17 protein-coding genes are annotated in these 16,454 nt (G+C 63.1%); 7 read left to right on the top strand and 10 right to left on the bottom strand.

Translation table 11 applies throughout. The annotated features are described in order from the left end of the window. Positions 1 to 80 precede the first annotated feature (80 nt). The 5 genes from NKI46_RS04070 to NKI46_RS04050 all read right to left on the bottom strand — a co-directional run bounded on the left by NKI46_RS04070 (position 81) and on the right by NKI46_RS04050 (position 5,459). Positions 81 to 1,430: a cyclopropane fatty acid synthase gene (locus tag NKI46_RS04070; protein WP_023738602.1), complete on the bottom strand. Its 1,350-nt coding sequence runs from the start codon at positions 1,428 to 1,430 to the stop codon at positions 81 to 83. A 185-nt stretch (positions 1,431 to 1,615) separates the two neighbouring features. Beyond that, a complete protein-coding gene (gene rplI / locus NKI46_RS04065; protein ID WP_023738603.1) occupies positions 1,616 to 2,203 on the bottom strand; it encodes a 50S ribosomal protein L9 in 588 nt (195 codons plus the stop codon). A gap of 266 nt (positions 2,204 to 2,469) precedes the next feature. Continuing rightward, the gene (gene rpsR, locus NKI46_RS04060; RefSeq protein ID WP_006203718.1) at positions 2,470 to 2,718 is read right to left on the bottom strand and encodes a 30S ribosomal protein S18; all 249 of its coding nucleotides are present in this window, start codon (positions 2,716 to 2,718) and stop codon (positions 2,470 to 2,472) included. Further along, complete coding sequence (gene rpsF, locus NKI46_RS04055; RefSeq protein ID WP_023672722.1) at positions 2,718 to 3,218, bottom strand: 30S ribosomal protein S6; 501 nt, start codon at positions 3,216 to 3,218, stop codon at positions 2,718 to 2,720. Before rpsF ends, rpsR begins: the two co-directional genes overlap by 1 nt. A 312-nt stretch (positions 3,219 to 3,530) precedes the next feature. Beyond that, on the bottom strand, positions 3,531 to 5,459 hold the full coding sequence (locus NKI46_RS04050) for an LTA synthase family protein (protein ID WP_352459633.1): 1,929 nt from the start codon (positions 5,457 to 5,459) through the stop codon (positions 3,531 to 3,533). A 277-nt stretch (positions 5,460 to 5,736) separates the two neighbouring features. On the opposite strand from NKI46_RS04050, the gene fabD reads away from it, so the two are divergent. From fabD to gmk, 7 genes are all read left to right on the top strand, one after another. Continuing rightward, a complete protein-coding gene (fabD, locus tag NKI46_RS04045; RefSeq protein WP_023705360.1) occupies positions 5,737 to 6,684 on the top strand; it encodes an ACP S-malonyltransferase in 948 nt (315 codons plus the stop codon). A gap of 60 nt (positions 6,685 to 6,744) precedes the next feature. After that, positions 6,745 to 7,482 (top strand): 3-oxoacyl-[acyl-carrier-protein] reductase, encoded by a 738-nt coding sequence (gene fabG, locus NKI46_RS04040; RefSeq protein WP_023685686.1) that lies wholly within the window; start codon positions 6,745 to 6,747, stop codon positions 7,480 to 7,482. A gap of 221 nt (positions 7,483 to 7,703) precedes the next feature. Continuing rightward, on the top strand, positions 7,704 to 7,940 hold the full coding sequence (locus tag NKI46_RS04035; protein ID WP_006203723.1) for an acyl carrier protein: 237 nt from the start codon (positions 7,704 to 7,706) through the stop codon (positions 7,938 to 7,940). Positions 7,941 to 7,974: 34 nt separating this feature from the next. Further along, positions 7,975 to 9,237 carry a beta-ketoacyl-ACP synthase II gene (gene fabF / locus NKI46_RS04030; protein WP_023685687.1) on the top strand — a complete coding sequence of 421 codons (1,263 nt, stop codon included), beginning with the start codon at positions 7,975 to 7,977 and terminating at the stop codon, positions 9,235 to 9,237. 202 nt (positions 9,238 to 9,439) lie between these two features. Then, on the top strand, positions 9,440 to 10,699 hold the full coding sequence (gene mltG, locus NKI46_RS04025) for an endolytic transglycosylase MltG (protein ID WP_023672727.1): 1,260 nt from the start codon (positions 9,440 to 9,442) through the stop codon (positions 10,697 to 10,699). Between the two features lie 262 nt (positions 10,700 to 10,961). After that, the gene (locus NKI46_RS04020; protein WP_023738605.1) at positions 10,962 to 11,852 is read left to right on the top strand and encodes a YicC/YloC family endoribonuclease; all 891 of its coding nucleotides are present in this window, start codon (positions 10,962 to 10,964) and stop codon (positions 11,850 to 11,852) included. Between the two features lie 6 nt (positions 11,853 to 11,858). Continuing rightward, entirely contained in the window at positions 11,859 to 12,533 is a 675-nt protein-coding gene (gene gmk, locus NKI46_RS04015) for a guanylate kinase (RefSeq protein ID WP_023672729.1), read from the top strand. An 85-nt stretch (positions 12,534 to 12,618) separates the two neighbouring features. Here gmk and NKI46_RS04010 read toward each other — a convergent pair whose 3' ends face one another. The 5 genes from NKI46_RS04010 to NKI46_RS03990 all read right to left on the bottom strand — a co-directional run bounded on the left by NKI46_RS04010 (position 12,619) and on the right by NKI46_RS03990 (position 16,370). Continuing rightward, positions 12,619 to 13,197 (bottom strand): Fic/DOC family protein, encoded by a 579-nt coding sequence (locus tag NKI46_RS04010; protein ID WP_023738606.1) that lies wholly within the window; start codon positions 13,195 to 13,197, stop codon positions 12,619 to 12,621. Positions 13,198 to 13,206: 9 nt separating this feature from the next. Beyond that, on the bottom strand, positions 13,207 to 13,410 hold the full coding sequence (locus tag NKI46_RS04005; protein WP_023693963.1) for a hypothetical protein: 204 nt from the start codon (positions 13,408 to 13,410) through the stop codon (positions 13,207 to 13,209). Between the two features lie 114 nt (positions 13,411 to 13,524). Next, on the bottom strand, positions 13,525 to 14,361 hold the full coding sequence (rsmA, locus tag NKI46_RS04000; RefSeq protein ID WP_023738607.1) for a 16S rRNA (adenine(1518)-N(6)/adenine(1519)-N(6))-dimethyltransferase RsmA: 837 nt from the start codon (positions 14,359 to 14,361) through the stop codon (positions 13,525 to 13,527). 38 nt (positions 14,362 to 14,399) lie between these two features. Beyond that, entirely contained in the window at positions 14,400 to 15,428 is a 1,029-nt protein-coding gene (pdxA, locus tag NKI46_RS03995) for a 4-hydroxythreonine-4-phosphate dehydrogenase PdxA (protein WP_031253537.1), read from the bottom strand. A 12-nt stretch (positions 15,429 to 15,440) separates the two neighbouring features. Beyond that, positions 15,441 to 16,370: a peptidylprolyl isomerase gene (locus NKI46_RS03990; RefSeq protein ID WP_023738609.1), complete on the bottom strand. Its 930-nt coding sequence runs from the start codon at positions 16,368 to 16,370 to the stop codon at positions 15,441 to 15,443. Positions 16,371 to 16,454 lie beyond the last annotated feature (84 nt).

Here is a 16,454-nt window from a genome sequence, read left to right as displayed (position 1 = left end):
CATTAAAAAAGGTCTCGCGAGAACGAGACCTTTTTCAGTGTCAGAGCCGTCAATGGCAAGCGGCAATCGCAATCGAGGCGTTATTCGCGATCCGCCACCTTGCGACGGCGCGCTGGCTTGGCCGCAACGGACCTGACAGCAACGGACCTGGCAGGCACAGACCTGGCGACAGCAGGCTCGGCGGCCGCCGCCTCCTGACGATGCCCCATTTCGCGCATTTCGAGCGCCTTTTCACATTTTGCCATGTAGTCGCGCGTCATTGGCAGCGTGTCGTTCTTCTTGGCGATCTGGATCTGGAAGATCACCAGATCCTGCCAGCGGAAGGCGGCTTCCGAAGCCGCCAGATAGAACTCCCACATCCTGCAGAAGCGCTCGTCATAGATGGCCTTGGCCTTGTCGCGGTTGGCGGCAAAGCGCTGGCCCCAATGCTTCAGCGTATCGGCATAGTGCAGCCGCAGAATCTCGATGTCGGTGACCACAAGCCCCGACTTCTCGATCGCCGGCATCACCTCCGACAGCGAGGGAATGTAGCCGCCCGGAAAAATGTACTTGCGGATGAAGGCGCTGGTCGCCCACGGCACGCCGGAGCGGCCGATCGTGTGCAAGAGCATGACGCCGTCGGGCTTCAACAGCGTCGCCGACTTGTCGAAGAAGGTGCGGAAGTGGTTGACGCCGACATGCTCGAACATCCCGACCGAGACGATGCGGTCGAAGCGTTCGTTGAGCTCGCGGTAGTCCTTGAGGTCGAAATGCACGCGGTCCTGCAAGCCTTGCGCATGCGCCCGGTCGGTGGCGACGCCGTGCTGCTCGGTCGACAGCGTCACGCCTTGCACGTCGACATCGAAAGCCTTGGCGAGATAGAGGCCGAGTCCACCCCAGCCGGAGCCGATATCGAGCACGGTCTGCCCGGCCTTCAGCCTGAGCTTGGCGGCGATATGGCGTTTCTTGGCCATCTGCGCCTCGTCGAGCGTCATGTCCGGCTGTTCGAAATAGGCGCAGGAATACTGCATGTCCTCGTCGAGGAAGAGCCGGTAGATGTCACCCGACAAATCATAGTGGCGCTGCACGTTGCGGCGCGCCCGCGATGCGGTGTTGATCTGCTGCAGGCGGCGAAAGGCGTGGCGCAGGCCCTCGATAGCCTTCGACCAGGTGGCGTCGATACCGCCGCTGCCCATGTTCTGGAAGGCGATGCGCATCATACCCAGTACGCCGCCCTCGATGATGTCGAGTTCGCCGTCCATATAGGCTTCCGGCACCGCCAGCATCGGATCGAAGGTAATGGCGCGCTCGGCATGCGCGGTCTTGATGTGCATATGCACCGGCTCGCCGCTGCCGTCGCCGAAAACCACTGTCGAGCCCTTCGGGCCGGTGACTTTCAGATTGCCCGTACGCACCAGGCGGTCGAGAACGCGTTTCAACAGAATATTCATCACCAAATGTCCCCTCACGGTCAGACTGGCGGACCAATTCTGCAACAATATATAGGGGTTCGAAAAGTTCCATTTGGCACAAAAATGCCCGGGCGAGAGGCCCGGGCATTGGTCCAGAAAGGCTGGATGACGAGGAAGTGATTGGAGCGCTGCTCCCTCGCTTCCCGATCAGGCCCAGTGCGGGATCAGGCGTTGTCTTCTTCGCCGCCTTCGAACTCGGTGTTCGGGTCGAAGAAGTTCTCCGGCCGTGCGTTGTCGTTGATGTCATCGCCATAGATGGCTTCGGCGGTGGTCAGCGTCTCGCCCTTGGCCTGGCGCTGGGCTTCGTCGGCCGTGCGGGCGATGTTGAGGCTGATGGTGACCTCGACTTCCGGATGCAGCGCAATCGCCACATTGGTGACGCCGATGGTCTTGATCGGCTGGTTGAGCTGGATCTGGTTGCGGTTGACCGAGAACCCTTCGGCGGTCAGCAGGTCGGCGATGTCGCGGGTCGACACCGAACCGTAGAGCTGGCCTGTCTCGCCGGCCGAACGCACGGCGATGAAGCTCTTGCCGTCGAGCTTTTCGGCAACCTGGCTGGCTTCCGACTTGCGCTCGAGGTTGCGCGCTTCGAGCTGCGCGCGCTGCCCTTCGAACTTCTTCTTGTTGGCTTCGTTGGCGCGCAGCGCCTTGCCCTGCGGCAAGAGGAAGTTGCGGGCAAAGCCGTCCTTGACCTTGACGGTATCGCCCATCTGGCCGAGGCGGGAAACGCGTTCGAGAAGAATCACTTGCATGGTTTTGTTCCTTCGTCTGGGCACCGACCGCGGGATCGGCGCCGAATTGAATGGAACAGGTCAGGAAGCTCTGAGCGCCTTGGCGCCGGTGTCGCTGTCCTGCCTGTCGCGGCAGTTAGAGGCTTTTCACCTCAACTCGGGATTTCAATGCATGTCGCCAAGAGTGGTCCCGGTTTTGGGACAACGACATGCATCATCAAATTACCCCTGCGGCGCCCGTCGCCGTGGGAGAAGGAAGCAGGCGGCGAACCGCCCGCTCGAAAGTCTTAGCGAACCACGTAGGGCAGCAGGCCGAGGAAGCGGGCGCGCTTGATCGCCTTGGCGAGTTCGCGCTGCTTCTTCTGGCTGACGGCGGTGATGCGCGACGGCACGATCTTGCCGCGCTCGGAAATGTAGCGCTGCAGAAGACGCACGTCCTTGTAGTCGATCTTGGGCGCGTTGGCGCCGGAGAACGGGCAGGTCTTGCGGCGGCGATGGAACGGGCGCCGGGTCGGGATCTGATTGATGTCGACCATTATTCTGCACCTCCTTCAACGCCTTCGCGCGGACGGCGCGGACCACGATCACCACCGGCGTCGCCAAATGAGCGCGGCGGACGATCGCCACGGTCGCCGCGATCACGGTCGCCGAACGAGCGCGGACCACGATCACCACGGTCGCGGTCGCCGAAGCCGCCGCGTTCCGAGCGCTCTTCGCGCTTCTGCATCATGGCCGACGGGCCTTCCTCATGCGCCTCGACCTTGACGGTCAGGAAACGCAGCACGTCCTCGGACAGGCCCATCTGGCGCTCCATCTCGTTGAGCGCTGCCGGCGGGCAGTTGAGGTCCATAAGCGTGTAGTAAGCCTTCCGGTTCTTGTTGACCCGGTAGGTGAGGGACTTCAGTCCCCAGTTCTCGACCCGGCCGACGGACCCGCCATTTGCGGAGATGACGCCCTTGTACTGTTCGACAAGCGCATCGACCTGCTGCTGCGAGAGGTCCTGCCGGGCAAGGAACACATGTTCGTATAGAGCCATAGTGGTTCAGTGCCTTTCTTCGTTTCTCTCCCGGATCCTCGCGGCAAAAGCCTCTGCAACTTCTCTGACCCGCTGGTCCCGAGGGGGCGAGGAAGAAAGGAGCATTTCGAGACGGTCGAGAGCGGAGACACGGGAGGCGGAAGCGCTTCTGGCTTCACACGAAGGTTTTGGGTAAAACCTCCGGCCCTCCGTTCAGCCCCCAGCAAGGACCGGCAGATTGCGGGCGTCTATATTAGCAATTTGGCTGGAAGGCAAGGGTAACGCATGCTCCGGACAGCGTCCTGGCGTCGCAGGGTTGGAAAAGACCAGGCATCAACTCGTATGCGGGGTACGACCGTTGATCGTTTCGGGGAAGAAGTCCGGAGCCGCCTTACGCTTGCCGAACATCATATCGTATTGCAGCAGGCGGAAATCGTTGATCGCCGGATCGATGTCCTTCTGCCGCGCCCAGTCCGCCGTGGCCTCACCTGACGGTGTCAGAAGCAGATTGCGATCCACGACGCGATAGCGTTCGCGCAGCGCGCCTAAGAAGCCGGTATAGTAGGGGTGCGTGATCCCGGCCGTGGTAAGGATATGGTAGGGCAGGAAGGCCGGGCTCACCGCGCCCATATCCTGCGCCGGACCGGTGCGGTTAGACCAGATGACCAGCGGCGTCTGATGATGCTCCAGTGCCGCCTCCGGCGTCGGTTCCTTGCGCGGCGCGACATTGTCCTTCAGGTAACCGGTTTCGACATAGACGGGGCCGAGCGGCGGCAGATGGTCGCCGAAGAAGGCGATGACCGTCGGCCGCTCGCGCTTCTTCGCCCATTCGATCAATCGTTCGAGGCCACGGTCGGCATCGGCGGAGCCTTCGGCATAGCTGAGCAGCGATTCCCGCGCCCATGTGCTGATCGGCGCCGCGACCTTGTGGGTCGGATTGTAATAGCGGTACGGCTCGTAGGGACCGTGGTTCTGCAGGCTGACGGCGAAGAAGAACACCGGCCGCTCGCTGGCGTCGGCCTCTGCGATGATCTCGTCGGTCATCGACGCATCGGAAGCCAGCGGCCCGCGCTTTTCCAGTGGCGGCAGCGTCTCTTCCGAGCGGAAATCGTTGAAACCGAAATCGGCATAGACGGCGCCTCTGTTCCAGAACCAGTTGGTGCCCGGATGGATGGCGCGCGCCCGGTAGCCCTCGCTTTTCAGGAAGGTCGCCAGCGACGGCGTCGGCGTGCGCACATATTGCTGGTAGGGGATCGAGCCTGCCGGCAGGAAGGCATTGGAAAAGCCGGTCAGCGCCTCGAATTCGATGTTGGCGGTCATGCCGCCGAATTCCGGCGAAAACATATAGCCGGAACGCAGCGCCCGCACATTGGGGATCGGGTCAGGCGTGATTGTGACGCCGGGCAGCTTGGTCGGATCCCAGAAAGATTCGCTCATCACCACGATGATGTCGGGTTTCTCATCCGGTACCGAGGCCGCCACAGCAGGCCTGTCGATCGCGTCGATCGCCTTGTCGGAATAGCCCGCCGGCGCCGAGACATGCGCCATCGGCACGTTGAGCGCGAAGGCCAGCGCAAACCCGTTGGAGGCGTAGTTCTCCTTCTGGTCCCACATGATCGGGATGATCTGCAGCCGGTCGCGGGTCCATGAGAAGGTGGCGTAGTCCATGATCGAGACGAAGAAGGCGAGCAGCGGCACTGCCAGCGTCAGCCGCGCCAGCCGCCCTTTGCGGCTGAGGATCGGAACCTTGCGGCGCCACAACCGCCAGCCATAGATCAGCAGCGACAGGCCGGCGACGATGCCGACCGCCATGGCGAGCGCCGTCCAAGGCCGCTCGCGCACCAGGAGCGGCATCAGTGCCATGATCTGGCGCGAATAAAGAAAATCGGTTGGGTAGAGCGGATCGCCGAGATAATGCGACTTCTGATGCCCGACAAAGGCCAGCGCCAGCGTCAGCGGCGCCACGATCATCAGGCTCTGGTGACTGCGGCCAAGCACGGCGTCCAGTCCCATCAGCACCAATGCAAAGACAATGATGGTGGTCCAGCCCGGCTTGAATGGCTGCAGGAAGAAGTCGACTGTGCCGAAGAAGTCGCCGCGCACGATCCATTCGATGGCGAACACCAGGATGGCGGAGGCAAGCAGCGTGACCAGACCGTAGCGGATGACCGGCCATCTGCGCCCCGGCAGGTAGCCGGTGGACGGATCGTCTTCCAAGAACTGTGGCGCGGATACGGCCGCGCCCTTCCTGATCCTAGCCACGTCTCTTCCCCCGGCCCAAGCAACGCGAATTTCCACTCGCGCCACCGTTCTGTCATAGAACTGTCATGCAAAAGCTAGCGCCTGTGGCGAAAATAAGAAGAGCCAGCAAACGATTCGTGAGCGGTTTTCATCAGGTGTGATCGGCGAAAAGCCTTTGGGAACAGGGACTCGAGGTCAGCTCCGGTTCAAGCGAGAGCGGAAATGCCGCCTCCGGGCTTGACTTGACGGTCCGCCTTGCGTCACAGGCAGGAAAAATCAGCCGCTGGAGAGCGCCCAAATGGCCGTCGCATTCACCTTTCCGGGACAGGGCAGCCAGGCTGTCGGCATGGGCAAGGACCTCGCCGACGCCTTCCCCGAGGCACGCAGGGTGTTCGAGGAAGTCGATGATGCGTTGGGCGAAAAGCTGTCGAAACTGATCTGGGAAGGCCCGGAAGAGGCGCTGACCCTGACTGCCAATGCCCAGCCGGCGCTGATGGCGGTCTCGCTGGCGGGAATCCGCTCGCTGGAAGCGCGCGGCTTTTCGCTGAAGGACAAGGTTGCCTACGTTGCCGGTCATTCGCTCGGCGAATATTCCGCCCTTGCCGCGGCCGGTTTCGTTTCGGTCGCCGATGCCGCCCGGCTGCTGCGCATCCGCGGCAACGCCATGCAGGCGGCGGTGCCGGCCGGCGAGGGCGCCATGGCGGCGATCATCGGACTGGAACAGCCCGACGTTGAAGCCGCTTGCACCGAGGCCGCAACGGGATCCGGCAAAGTCTGCCAGATCGCCAACGACAATGGCGGCGGCCAACTGGTGATCTCCGGCGCCAGGGCGGCGGTGGAACTCGCCGCGAAACTGTGCACCGAAAAGGGCGCCAAGCGGGCGCTGATGCTGCAGGTCTCGGCCCCCTTCCATTCGGCGCTGATGGCGCCGGCGGCCGATGTCATGCGCGAGGCGCTGGCCGGGGTGACCAAGAATGCACCGGTGGTGCCCGTCGTCTCCAACGTCACTGTAGTCCCGACCAGCGACCCCGACGAGATCGCGCGCCGCCTGGTCGAGCAGATCACCGGCCGCGTGCGCTGGCGCGAAACGGTGGAGTGGTTCGGCGCCAATGGCGTCGCCACGCTGTTTGAGATCGGCGCCGGCAAGGTGCTTTCCGGCCTGGCGCGGCGGATCAGCCGCGACATCGCCACATCGGCCGTCGGCACGCCGGCCGATGTCGAGGCGGCGCTGGCCGCTCTTGCATAATCCACTGGCGATTCAACCCCTCCCGTGGGAAGGGTGTTCTCTTAAGATCAGGAGACGAAAATGTTCGAACTGACCGGCCGCAAGGCGCTCGTCACCGGCGCATCGGGCGGCATTGGCGAGGCGATTGCCCGGGTGCTGCATGCGCAAGGCGCCATTGTCGGCCTGCACGGCACCCGCATCGAGAAACTGGAGACCCTGGCCGGCGAACTCGGCGACCGGGTAAAGCTGTTCCCGGCCAATCTTGCCGACCGTGACGAGGTCAAGGCGCTTGGTCAGAAGGCCGAAGCCGAACTCGAAGGCGTCGACATACTGGTCAACAATGCCGGCATCACCAAGGACGGCCTGTTCGTGCGCATGGCGGACGCGGATTGGGACAGCGTGCTGGAGGTGAACCTCACCGCCGTGTTCCGGCTGACCCGCGAGCTGACCCATCCGATGATGCGCCGCCGCCATGGCCGCATCATCAACATCACCTCGGTGGTCGGCGTCACCGGCAATCCTGGCCAGACCAATTATTGCGCCTCCAAGGCCGGCATGATCGGCTTTTCCAAGTCGCTGGCGCAGGAGATCGCCACCCGCAACATCACCGTCAACTGCGTCGCCCCGGGCTTTATCGAATCGGCCATGACCGACAAGCTCAACGACAAGCAGAAAGACGCGATAATGGCCGCGATCCCGACGCGCCGTATGGGCACGAGTGTTGAAGTGGCGTCGGCCGTCGCCTATCTCGCCTCCAACGAGGCAGCCTACGTCACCGGCCAGACCATCCATGTCAACGGCGGCATGGCCATGATCTGACGGGATATTGCCTGTTGATAAGAAGACATGGCCGGCTTGTGAAAAGAGACCATTTCGCCTTGGACCTCAGCCATTTTTCGTGTAATGCGGCCCGCAACCCGGCGGTTCGGGCAAAAACCGGTCCGGCATCGTTGCGTTTCCGGCAGGACCATCTTTCAGCTTGATTAGCGGCATTCTGCCCGCTAACGAAGACAGACAAACAAAAGACGAGGATGCCCCAAATGAGTGACACCGCAGAGCGCGTCAAGAAGATCGTCATCGAACATCTTGGCGTCGATGCCGACAAGGTGACGGAGCAGGCGAGCTTCATCGATGATCTGGGCGCGGACAGCCTCGACACGGTCGAACTCGTCATGGCCTTCGAAGAAGAGTTCGGCGTCGAGATTCCGGACGATGCGGCCGAGACCATCCTGACCGTCGGCGATGCCGTGAAGTACATCGACAAGGCTTCGGCCTGACACTATCCGCAGTCATCACCGGGGAGGACCTGCGATGAGGCGTGTCGTCGTCACGGGCCTTGGCCTGGTTTCGCCGTTCGGCATGGGCTTCGAGCACAGCTGGAAGGAACTTCTGACCGGCCGCAGCGCCGCCAAGCGCGTCACCGAGTTCGAAGTGGAAGATCTTGCCTGCAAGATAGCCCACGTCATTCCGCGCGGTGACGGCACCAACGGCACGCTCAATCCCGAAGCCGTGCTCGAGCCCAAGGAACTGCGCAAGATCGGCGACTTCATCCTTTACGGGATTGCGGCCGCCGACGAAGCGCTGAAGGATTCCGGCTGGGAGCCCAGCACCGAAGCCGAGCGCTGCGCCACCGGCGTCATGATCGGCTCCGGCATTGGCGGCCTCGAGGGCATCGCCGAGAACGCTATCATCCTGAAAGAGCGCGGACCGCGCCGTATCAGTCCATTCTTCATTCCCGGCAACATTATCAACCTGGTATCTGGCCAGGTATCGATCCGGCATGGGCTGAAAGGCCCCAACCACGCCGTCGTCACCGCCTGCTCGACCGGCGCGCACGCCATTGGCGATGCCGCCCGCCTGATCATCTTCGGCGATGCCGACGTGATGCTGGCCGGCGGCGCGGAATCGCCGGTGACCAGACTATCGCTTGCCGGCTTCGCTGCTTGCCGGGCACTGTCCACCGACCGCAACGACACGCCTGAGAAGGCCTCGCGTCCCTATGACCGCGACCGTGACGGCTTCGTCATGGGCGAGGGCGCCGGGGTCGTCGTGCTGGAAGAACTCGAACACGCCAAGGCGCGCGGCGCCAAGATCTATGCCGAGGTCACCGGCTACGGCCTGACCGGCGATGCCTATCACATCACTGCACCGGCCGAAGACGGCGACGGCGCCTTCCGCTGCATGACGGCGGCGCTGAACCGGGCCAAGCTGACGCCCGCCGACGTCGACTACATCAACGCGCACGGCACCTCGACCATGGCCGACACGATCGAACTCGGCGCCGTCGAGCGGCTGGTCGGCAACGCCGCCTCGAAAATCTCGATGTCATCGACCAAGTCGTCGATCGGCCATCTCCTGGGTGCCGCGGGCGCCGCCGAGGCGATCTTTTCGATCCTCGCTATCAGAGACAACATCGCGCCAGCCACCATCAATCTTGACAACCCGGAACGCGAAACCGCGATCGATCTTGTTCCGAACACGCCACGGCATCGCCAGGTCGACGTGGCGCTGTCCAACTCCTTCGGCTTCGGCGGCACCAACGCTTCGCTGGTATTCCAGCGTTATACAGGCTGATTGCGGTATCGACCGGCGCGCCAGCGGTCTGTCGTCAATTTTGCCATATTCAAGCCTACTCTGCCGCTGGGGATTCGTCGCATCGGCCTGAAACCGAAGGCGCTTTTTTTAAAAGCACGATGCGTAGGCTTGAAATGTTAGGGCACGCTGTGCGTCCAATCGGGCGCATGGTCGCTCTAAGAGATCAGATGGTAGGGCGCTAATGAACACCAATCCGGGCGGCAGCGGACAATTCGGACAAAACCAGCAGACCGGCCCGATCGTGCCGAAGACCGCGGCCGAAGCTTTGCGCCCGGAAGCCGGCACACCACCACCAAAGCGCTCGCGCGCCTCGCGCAGCCAAGTCGTCGTGTTCATGAACTTCGTCATCTCCGCGGTGATGTTGATGATCCTCGCCGCCGGCGTTTCGCTCTATTTCGGCAAGCAGGCATTCAACGAACCGGGCCCGTCGGTGGCCGGCGACACCTTCCTGGTCAAGCCGAGCACCGGCGTCCAGGATATTGCCGACCAGCTCGAACGGCGTGGGCTGATCAGCGATGCCCGCATCTTCCGCATCGCCGTGCGGGTCTATGGCAATGATTCAGCGCTGAAGGCAGGCGAATACGAGATAAAGCCGCGCGCCTCCATGCGCGACATCATGGAGCTTCTGAAGAGCGGCAAGTCGGTGATGTATTCGCTGACCATTCCCGAGGGCCTGACGGTCGAGCAGGCGCTGCAGCGCATCGCCGAGCAGGATGCGCTGACCGGCGACATGCCGGCCGCCAAGCCGGCTGAGGGCAGCCTCGCCACCGACACGCTGCGCTTTACCCGCGGCGCCACGCGCCAACAGATGGTCGACAAGCTGCTCGCGGACCAGAAGAAGCTGGTCGACGAGGTCTGGCAGCGGCGCGCGCCCGACCTGCCTCTGGCCAATGTCGACGACTTCGTCACCTTGGCCTCGATCGTCGAAAAGGAAACCGGCCGGGGCGACGAGCGCTCGCGCGTTGCCGCCGTCTTCCTCAACCGTCTGGCCAAGGGCATGCGGCTGCAATCCGATCCGACCATCATTTACGGCCTGTTCGGCGGCAAGGGCAAACCCGCCGACCGGCCGATTTATCAATCTGACATCCAGAAACAGACGCCTTACAACACCTATCTGATCAACGGCCTGCCGCCGACGCCGATCGCCAATCCCGGCCGCGCCGCGCTCGAAGCCGTCGCCAACCCGTCGAAGACCGATGATCTCTATTTCGTCGCCGACGGCACCGGCGGCCACGTCTTTGCCACCACGCTTGCCGAGCACAATGAGAACGTTGCCCGCTACCGGGCACTGCAGAAGAAGCAGGCTGAAGACGCCGCCAAGGGCGCCAAGACTCCGGGCCAGACCGATGCGCCGGCGGATGGCGACGACAACGGTGACGCAAGTGGCGATGCCGCCGGTGACAGCGGTGATGCCGGCGGCGATACGGGTGCCGCCCAGTAGCAGGTCGGCGCTTTCAGACGGATCGACCTTAAGCAACGCGGACAGAGGCGGACGCGCTGCTGCTTTGAACGAGTAGCGGGGTTCGAAGCGTTTTCGGTCTTGCTCGGGTGCCTCTGCTTCTCGATTTCAGCCCTGCGAGATCGAAACGACAGCGGAAATCAACATCTTGCCGGTATTGCGATTCTGACATTCGCGCCGCCCGTGATATCGAACGCATGCGCAATTTATAGAATCGGACCATCAGGGAGACACGAGCCGCATCATGAATTTGCAGAGCATGACCGGATTTGCACGCACTGTTGCCGAACATGACGGCGCCTCGATCGCCTGGGAGGTCAAGTCGGTCAACGGCAAGAGCGTCGAGGTCAGGTTGCGGTTGCCGCAAGGTTTCGAGCGGCTCGAACCGACTGTGCGGCAGACGCTGCAGAAGCGCTTTTCGCGTGGCAATTTCCAAGCGACGCTGACCGTCGGCCGCGCCGCCGGCCAGCAGGCGCAGCCGGTGGTCAACGAAGCCTTCCTCAGGGATCTGGCGGGCTTGGCCAAGCGGCTGCAGGACCAGTTCGGTGTTGGTCCGGCAACTGCCGACGGTCTGCTTTCCCTGCGCGGCGTGCTCGATATCCCTGAAACCAGCGAAACCGAGGAGGTGCGGGCAGCACTCGACGCGTCAATCCTGTCCGCGCTGGAAACGGCGCTTACAGGTCTCGAGCAGGCACGCCAGAACGAGGGCGAAGCGCTGCGTTCGCTGCTTTCTGGCCATATCGACGCCATTGAGGCGCTGACGCTTCAAGCCGAGGCCGACCCGTCGCGCGAACCCGCGGCGATCCGCGAGCGGATCGCCGAACACGTGCGGCTGCTGATGGATGCGTCGGCCAATCTCGATGCCGGCCGGCTGCACATGGAAGCGGCGTTCCTGGCCACCAAGGCCGATATCCGTGAAGAGATCGACCGGCTGAAGACGCATGTGGCGTCGGGCAGAGCGCTGCTGGCAAATGGCGGCGCCATCGGCCGCAAGCTCGATTTTCTGGCGCAGGAATTCAACCGCGAATCGAATACGCTGTGTTCCAAGTCGAACGCCGCCACTGTCACCGCCATCGGGCTGGAACTGAAGGCGGTGGTCGACCAGTTTCGCGAACAGGTCCAGAATCTGGAGTAAACCCGAATGGGTGGCAAGGAGCCGATGGTTGCCAGGGATCTCGGATCCCGCATTCGCCGCCGCGGGCTGATGCTGGTCCTGTCGTCGCCGTCGGGCGCCGGCAAGTCGACGATCGCGCGCAACCTGCTGGAAAGCGACGGCAGCCTGGAATTATCGGTCTCGGTCACCACCAGGCCACGCCGCGGCTCGGAGATCGAGGGCGTCCACTATCACTTCCGCACCACGCGCGAGTTCGAGCGGCTGCGCGATTCCGACGCGTTGCTCGAATGGGCCGAGGTGCACGGCAATTGCTACGCGACGCCGCGCGAGCCGGCCGAACTGGCGCTGGCGCAGGGCCGTGACATGCTCTTCGACATCGACTGGCAAGGCGCCCAGCAGCTCAAGGAGAAGATGCGCGCCGACATCGTCTCGATCTTCATCCTGCCGCCGTCGATGAAGGAACTGAAGTCGCGCCTCAAGCGCCGCGCCGAGGACCAGGAGCACGTGATCGAGACCAGGCTGAAGAACGCCCGCAACGAGATCGAGCACTGGAAGGAATATGACTTTGTCATCGTCAACGACGATCTCGACCGCGCCTTCGCCGAAGTGCGTGGCATCGTGACGGCGGAAAGGCTGCGGCGCGACCGCCGGCCCGGGCTGTTCGATTTCGTCTCGGGGTTGCTGGACGAGAAGACGGAATAGGCAGCTGTCGTTCCCCGATGGCCGGCTGTCCCCATGAAGGCGTCTTTGGCAAACGATCTGGCAATATGGACGCTGTGGGCATCTGTTACTGGCTGGCGATATCTTTTATGAGTTCTGCCAATGGGGTTTCCTCGCCGGCAAAGCTCTCAATCATCGCATTCAGGACGTTTTCGCGACCAAGCATATCGGCATTGAATGGGAATCCCGCATTCTCCATCAGCATTGCCAGAAAGGTAAGCTGCGTGCGGCCGTTGCCTTCGCGAAACGGGTGGACGGCATTGATTTCGGCCAAAACATGCGCGGCCCGAACGGCGAAGGCGTCGAGGTCGAGTTCGCAGAGATAATCACCGTCGGCGAGTTCGCCGAAAATTCTATGCATTTCCTGGTTGATATACTCAGGATAGCAGAACCAGTTGCCCCCCTTGCCGATGCGGATGGCGCGAACCTCTCCCGCCCATTCATAAACGTCCTGGAACAGGTGATGATGGACAGCCTTGTAGTGCTCGAAATCCAGACGGCCTGCGGGGATATGTTCGTCGGCCCTGGTCAGGAAAAGTGCCAACTCGAATTCATCGAGTTGGGCCTGGTCTTTGATATTCAGCCTGTTGCGGAGAACGGTCGTGCCTGGGTAGCACAGCGGATCATGTTCAGCGGCATAGACCACCTGCCGATCCTACTTCTTGCGGGTTACTTGGTCCTTGATAAGCGCCCTGCGCTCATCCCCGCTCAGGCCGCGCTCACGGCTTTCCTTCAGAATGAAGCCCATACGTTGCGATAGCTTCAAGCCTTCAACCGCGCTGATTTTTTCGCCCCTGCCGCTGGTCAGGACAAACTGGCCATTTTGGGTCGGCCGGAGGCTTGAGGTACTCTTTTTCATATGACGACAATATCACGCTCGGCGACTCACCGGCAACTGCATGCCGCTATATGCTGCTTGTCGTCGCTGTCACACAGGATGCGATTTGGGTCCACGGCCGACCAGCGCCGCCGGTCAAACCGCGTTTGTCAGCCGCACGAATTCCTCGACGCTGAGCGTCTCCGCACGCCGGGTCGGATCGATGCCGGCGCGCGTCAGCAGTGCCTCGCCACCCAGGCTCTTCACGCTCTGCCGCAGCATTTTCCGGCGCTGCCCGAAAGCGGCTTCGGTGACGCGACCGAGTTTTTTCACGTCGGTTGACAAAGGGCTGGCGCGCGGCACCAGATGCACCACCGAGGACGTTACCTTGGGTGGCGGCGTGAACGCTTGCGGCGGCACGTCGAAGGCGATCCTCGCCTCGGTCCGCCAGCCCGCCAGCACGCCGAGCCGGCCATAAGCATCGCTGCCGGCACCGGCGACAATGCGCTCGGCCACCTCGCGCTGGAACATCAGCGTCATCGATTGATAGAAGGGTGGCCAGTCCGTCACGGTCAGCCAACGGATCAACAGCTCGGTGCCGATATTGTAGGGCAGGTTGGCGGCAATCCTCACCGGGCCGCCTTGTGACGCGGTCTTGGCAAGAGCGGCAAAATCCGTCTTCAGCGCATCGCCGCTGATCACCTCGAGCCGGCCCGGATAGTGGTTGGAGACCTCGGCCAAGGCCGCAAGGCAGCGTTCGTCGCGCTCGATGGCGACGACGCGGCGGGCACCGGCAGCGAGCAGCGCCCTGGTCAGCCCGCCGGGGCCGGGGCCGACCTCGATTACCGTACTGTCGCTAAGGTCCCCGGCGACGCGCGCGATCTTGCCGGTCAAATTGAGGTCGAGCAGGAAATTCTGGCCAAGCGCCTTCTTTGCCTGCAGTCCATGGCGCTCGATCACCTTGCGCAGCGGCGGCAGCCCGTCAATGCTCATGAATTTTGGGCTCATGATTTGGGCTCATGATTTTTGGCTCATGCAACTGCGGGCTTTGCGCCGGTATCGGCCAGCCGGCGGGCCAGCTTTAGCGCCGCGATCAGGCTGTCGGGACGTGCGATGCCCTTGCCGGCGATGTCGAAGGCTGTGCCGTGATCGGGCGAGGTGCGGATGAACGGCAGGCCAAGCGTGACGTTGACGGCCTGGTCGAAGGCCAGCGCCTTGGCCGGGATCAACGCCTGGTCATGATACATGCAGACCGCCACGTCGTAGCCGGCGCGGGCGCGCGCATGAAACATCGTATCGGCCGGCAGCGGTCCGAAGGCATCGATGCCTTGCGCCCGCAACATGTCGACCGCAGGACGAATGATGCGCTCGTCCTCTGTCCCCATGGCGCCGCTTTCGCCGGCATGCGGATTGAGGCCGGCCAGCGCGAGCCTCGGCCTGGCGATGCCGAAACGGCGTGCAAGATCGCCGGCGGTGATGCGCGCGATGGCAACGATCAGCTCCGTCGTCAGCGTCTTCGGCACCTCGGCCAGCGCTATGTGGATGGTGACCGGAACGGTGCGCAATTCGGGGCCGGCGAGCAGCATCACCGGCGTCACCGTGCCGCCGGTGTGGAGCGAGGCCAGATGCGCCAGATATTCGGTGTGACCGGGAAAGCCGAAGCCGGCATCGTAAAGCGGCTTCTTCGCGATCGGACAGGTGACGACCGCGGCCGCGTGACCGGCAAGGCAGTCGGCGACGGCGCGATCGATGGCCTCGATGATGCCGGCGGCATTGGCCGGGTCGGGCCGGCCGGGATCGTCGGTGAAGTGGGCCGCCAGCGGCACCACGGGCAAGGCGTGTTGAAAGACACCAGCTGCTTGGGCCGGCACCGTCTCGGCGATTGCCACCGCCGCGCCGAGCCGGCGCGCCCGCGCGGCAATCAGCGCCGGATCGGCGAGAAGATAGAAGGGCGCGGCACCGGAACCGCGGGCGCTCTGCCACGCGGCAATGGCGATTTCCGGACCGACGCCGGATGGATCGCCGACGCTCAGCGCCAGCGGAAGCTCTGTCTCACGCACGGCTGGGCCGGTTCAGCGCGTAACGATCTTGGCTTTCGCCTTCAGCTCTTCGACATATTTGGCCGAGAGCTCGTCGGCGTTCTTGTCGCCGCTGCCTTCGCTCTGGAACACCATCTGGGCCGCCTTGTCGTCGGAAACCTCGCGCGACGAGCAGATGCCGATGAATTCAATGCCGCGATCGGTCTCGCGCACGGCCGTGGCGCCGCCCAGCTTGGTGGCCTTGATCTGCTCGGCCCAGTCCGGCGGCAGTTGCGGCGCCAGCAATCGGGGGAGGTCGCGAACGGTGACGTCGATCAGGCCCTTGGCGAATTCACGCGTGGTGTTGCAGCCATTGAAGCGGGCGCGCATGGCTTCGGCCTCGCGCTTGCGTTTGGCGAGTGTGGCACTGCGCTCGGCCTTCGGCACCACGAAGATCACCTGCTGCAGCATGTACTCGGTGGCGCTTGGCTTGGCGCCGCCTTTTTCGAGCATGCGCTTGACCAGATCCTGTTCGCTCACCTGCCCGCCGCCGCCGCTGTAGCGTGCGCTCAGCGCCTGGTTCCACGCCATCTGGGAGCGGATGAATTCCTTGAAATGCTCCTTGGTCACGCCGGACTGCGCCATGACACCGTCGAGCTGCTTGAGCTGCATCTTGTTGCTCGAGGCAAAGCGCTGATAGGCAGCCTCTACCTGGGCGTCGGAGATGCGGATGCCGAGACGCCTGGCCTCCGCCATACGCAGCGTCTGGTCGATCATTTCCTGACCCGCGTCACCCTTCTTGCGCTGCAGTTTCAGGAAGGCAGCCCGGTGCGCGATGTCGCCGGTGGTGATCGGCATGTTGTTGACGACATACTTGATTTCACTGGCGAAGGCCGGCGGTACCATCATGGTGACAGAGACCGAGGTCGCCGCCAACAGGAGCGCGAATCCTGCCGAAAACAGGTATTTCCTCATCGAAAGCATCCCAATTCTAGCCCGGTTTTGGCCGATTCCAGCCCGATATTGGCGAAATCCGTGCCCGCTTTGTGCGGCAAAACGATGTCGTCA

Source organism: Mesorhizobium sp. M0615, from assembly GCF_040320805.1.
GTDB lineage: Bacteria > Pseudomonadota > Alphaproteobacteria > Rhizobiales > Rhizobiaceae > Mesorhizobium.
This window is presented reverse-complemented; position numbering and strand designations above follow the sequence as displayed.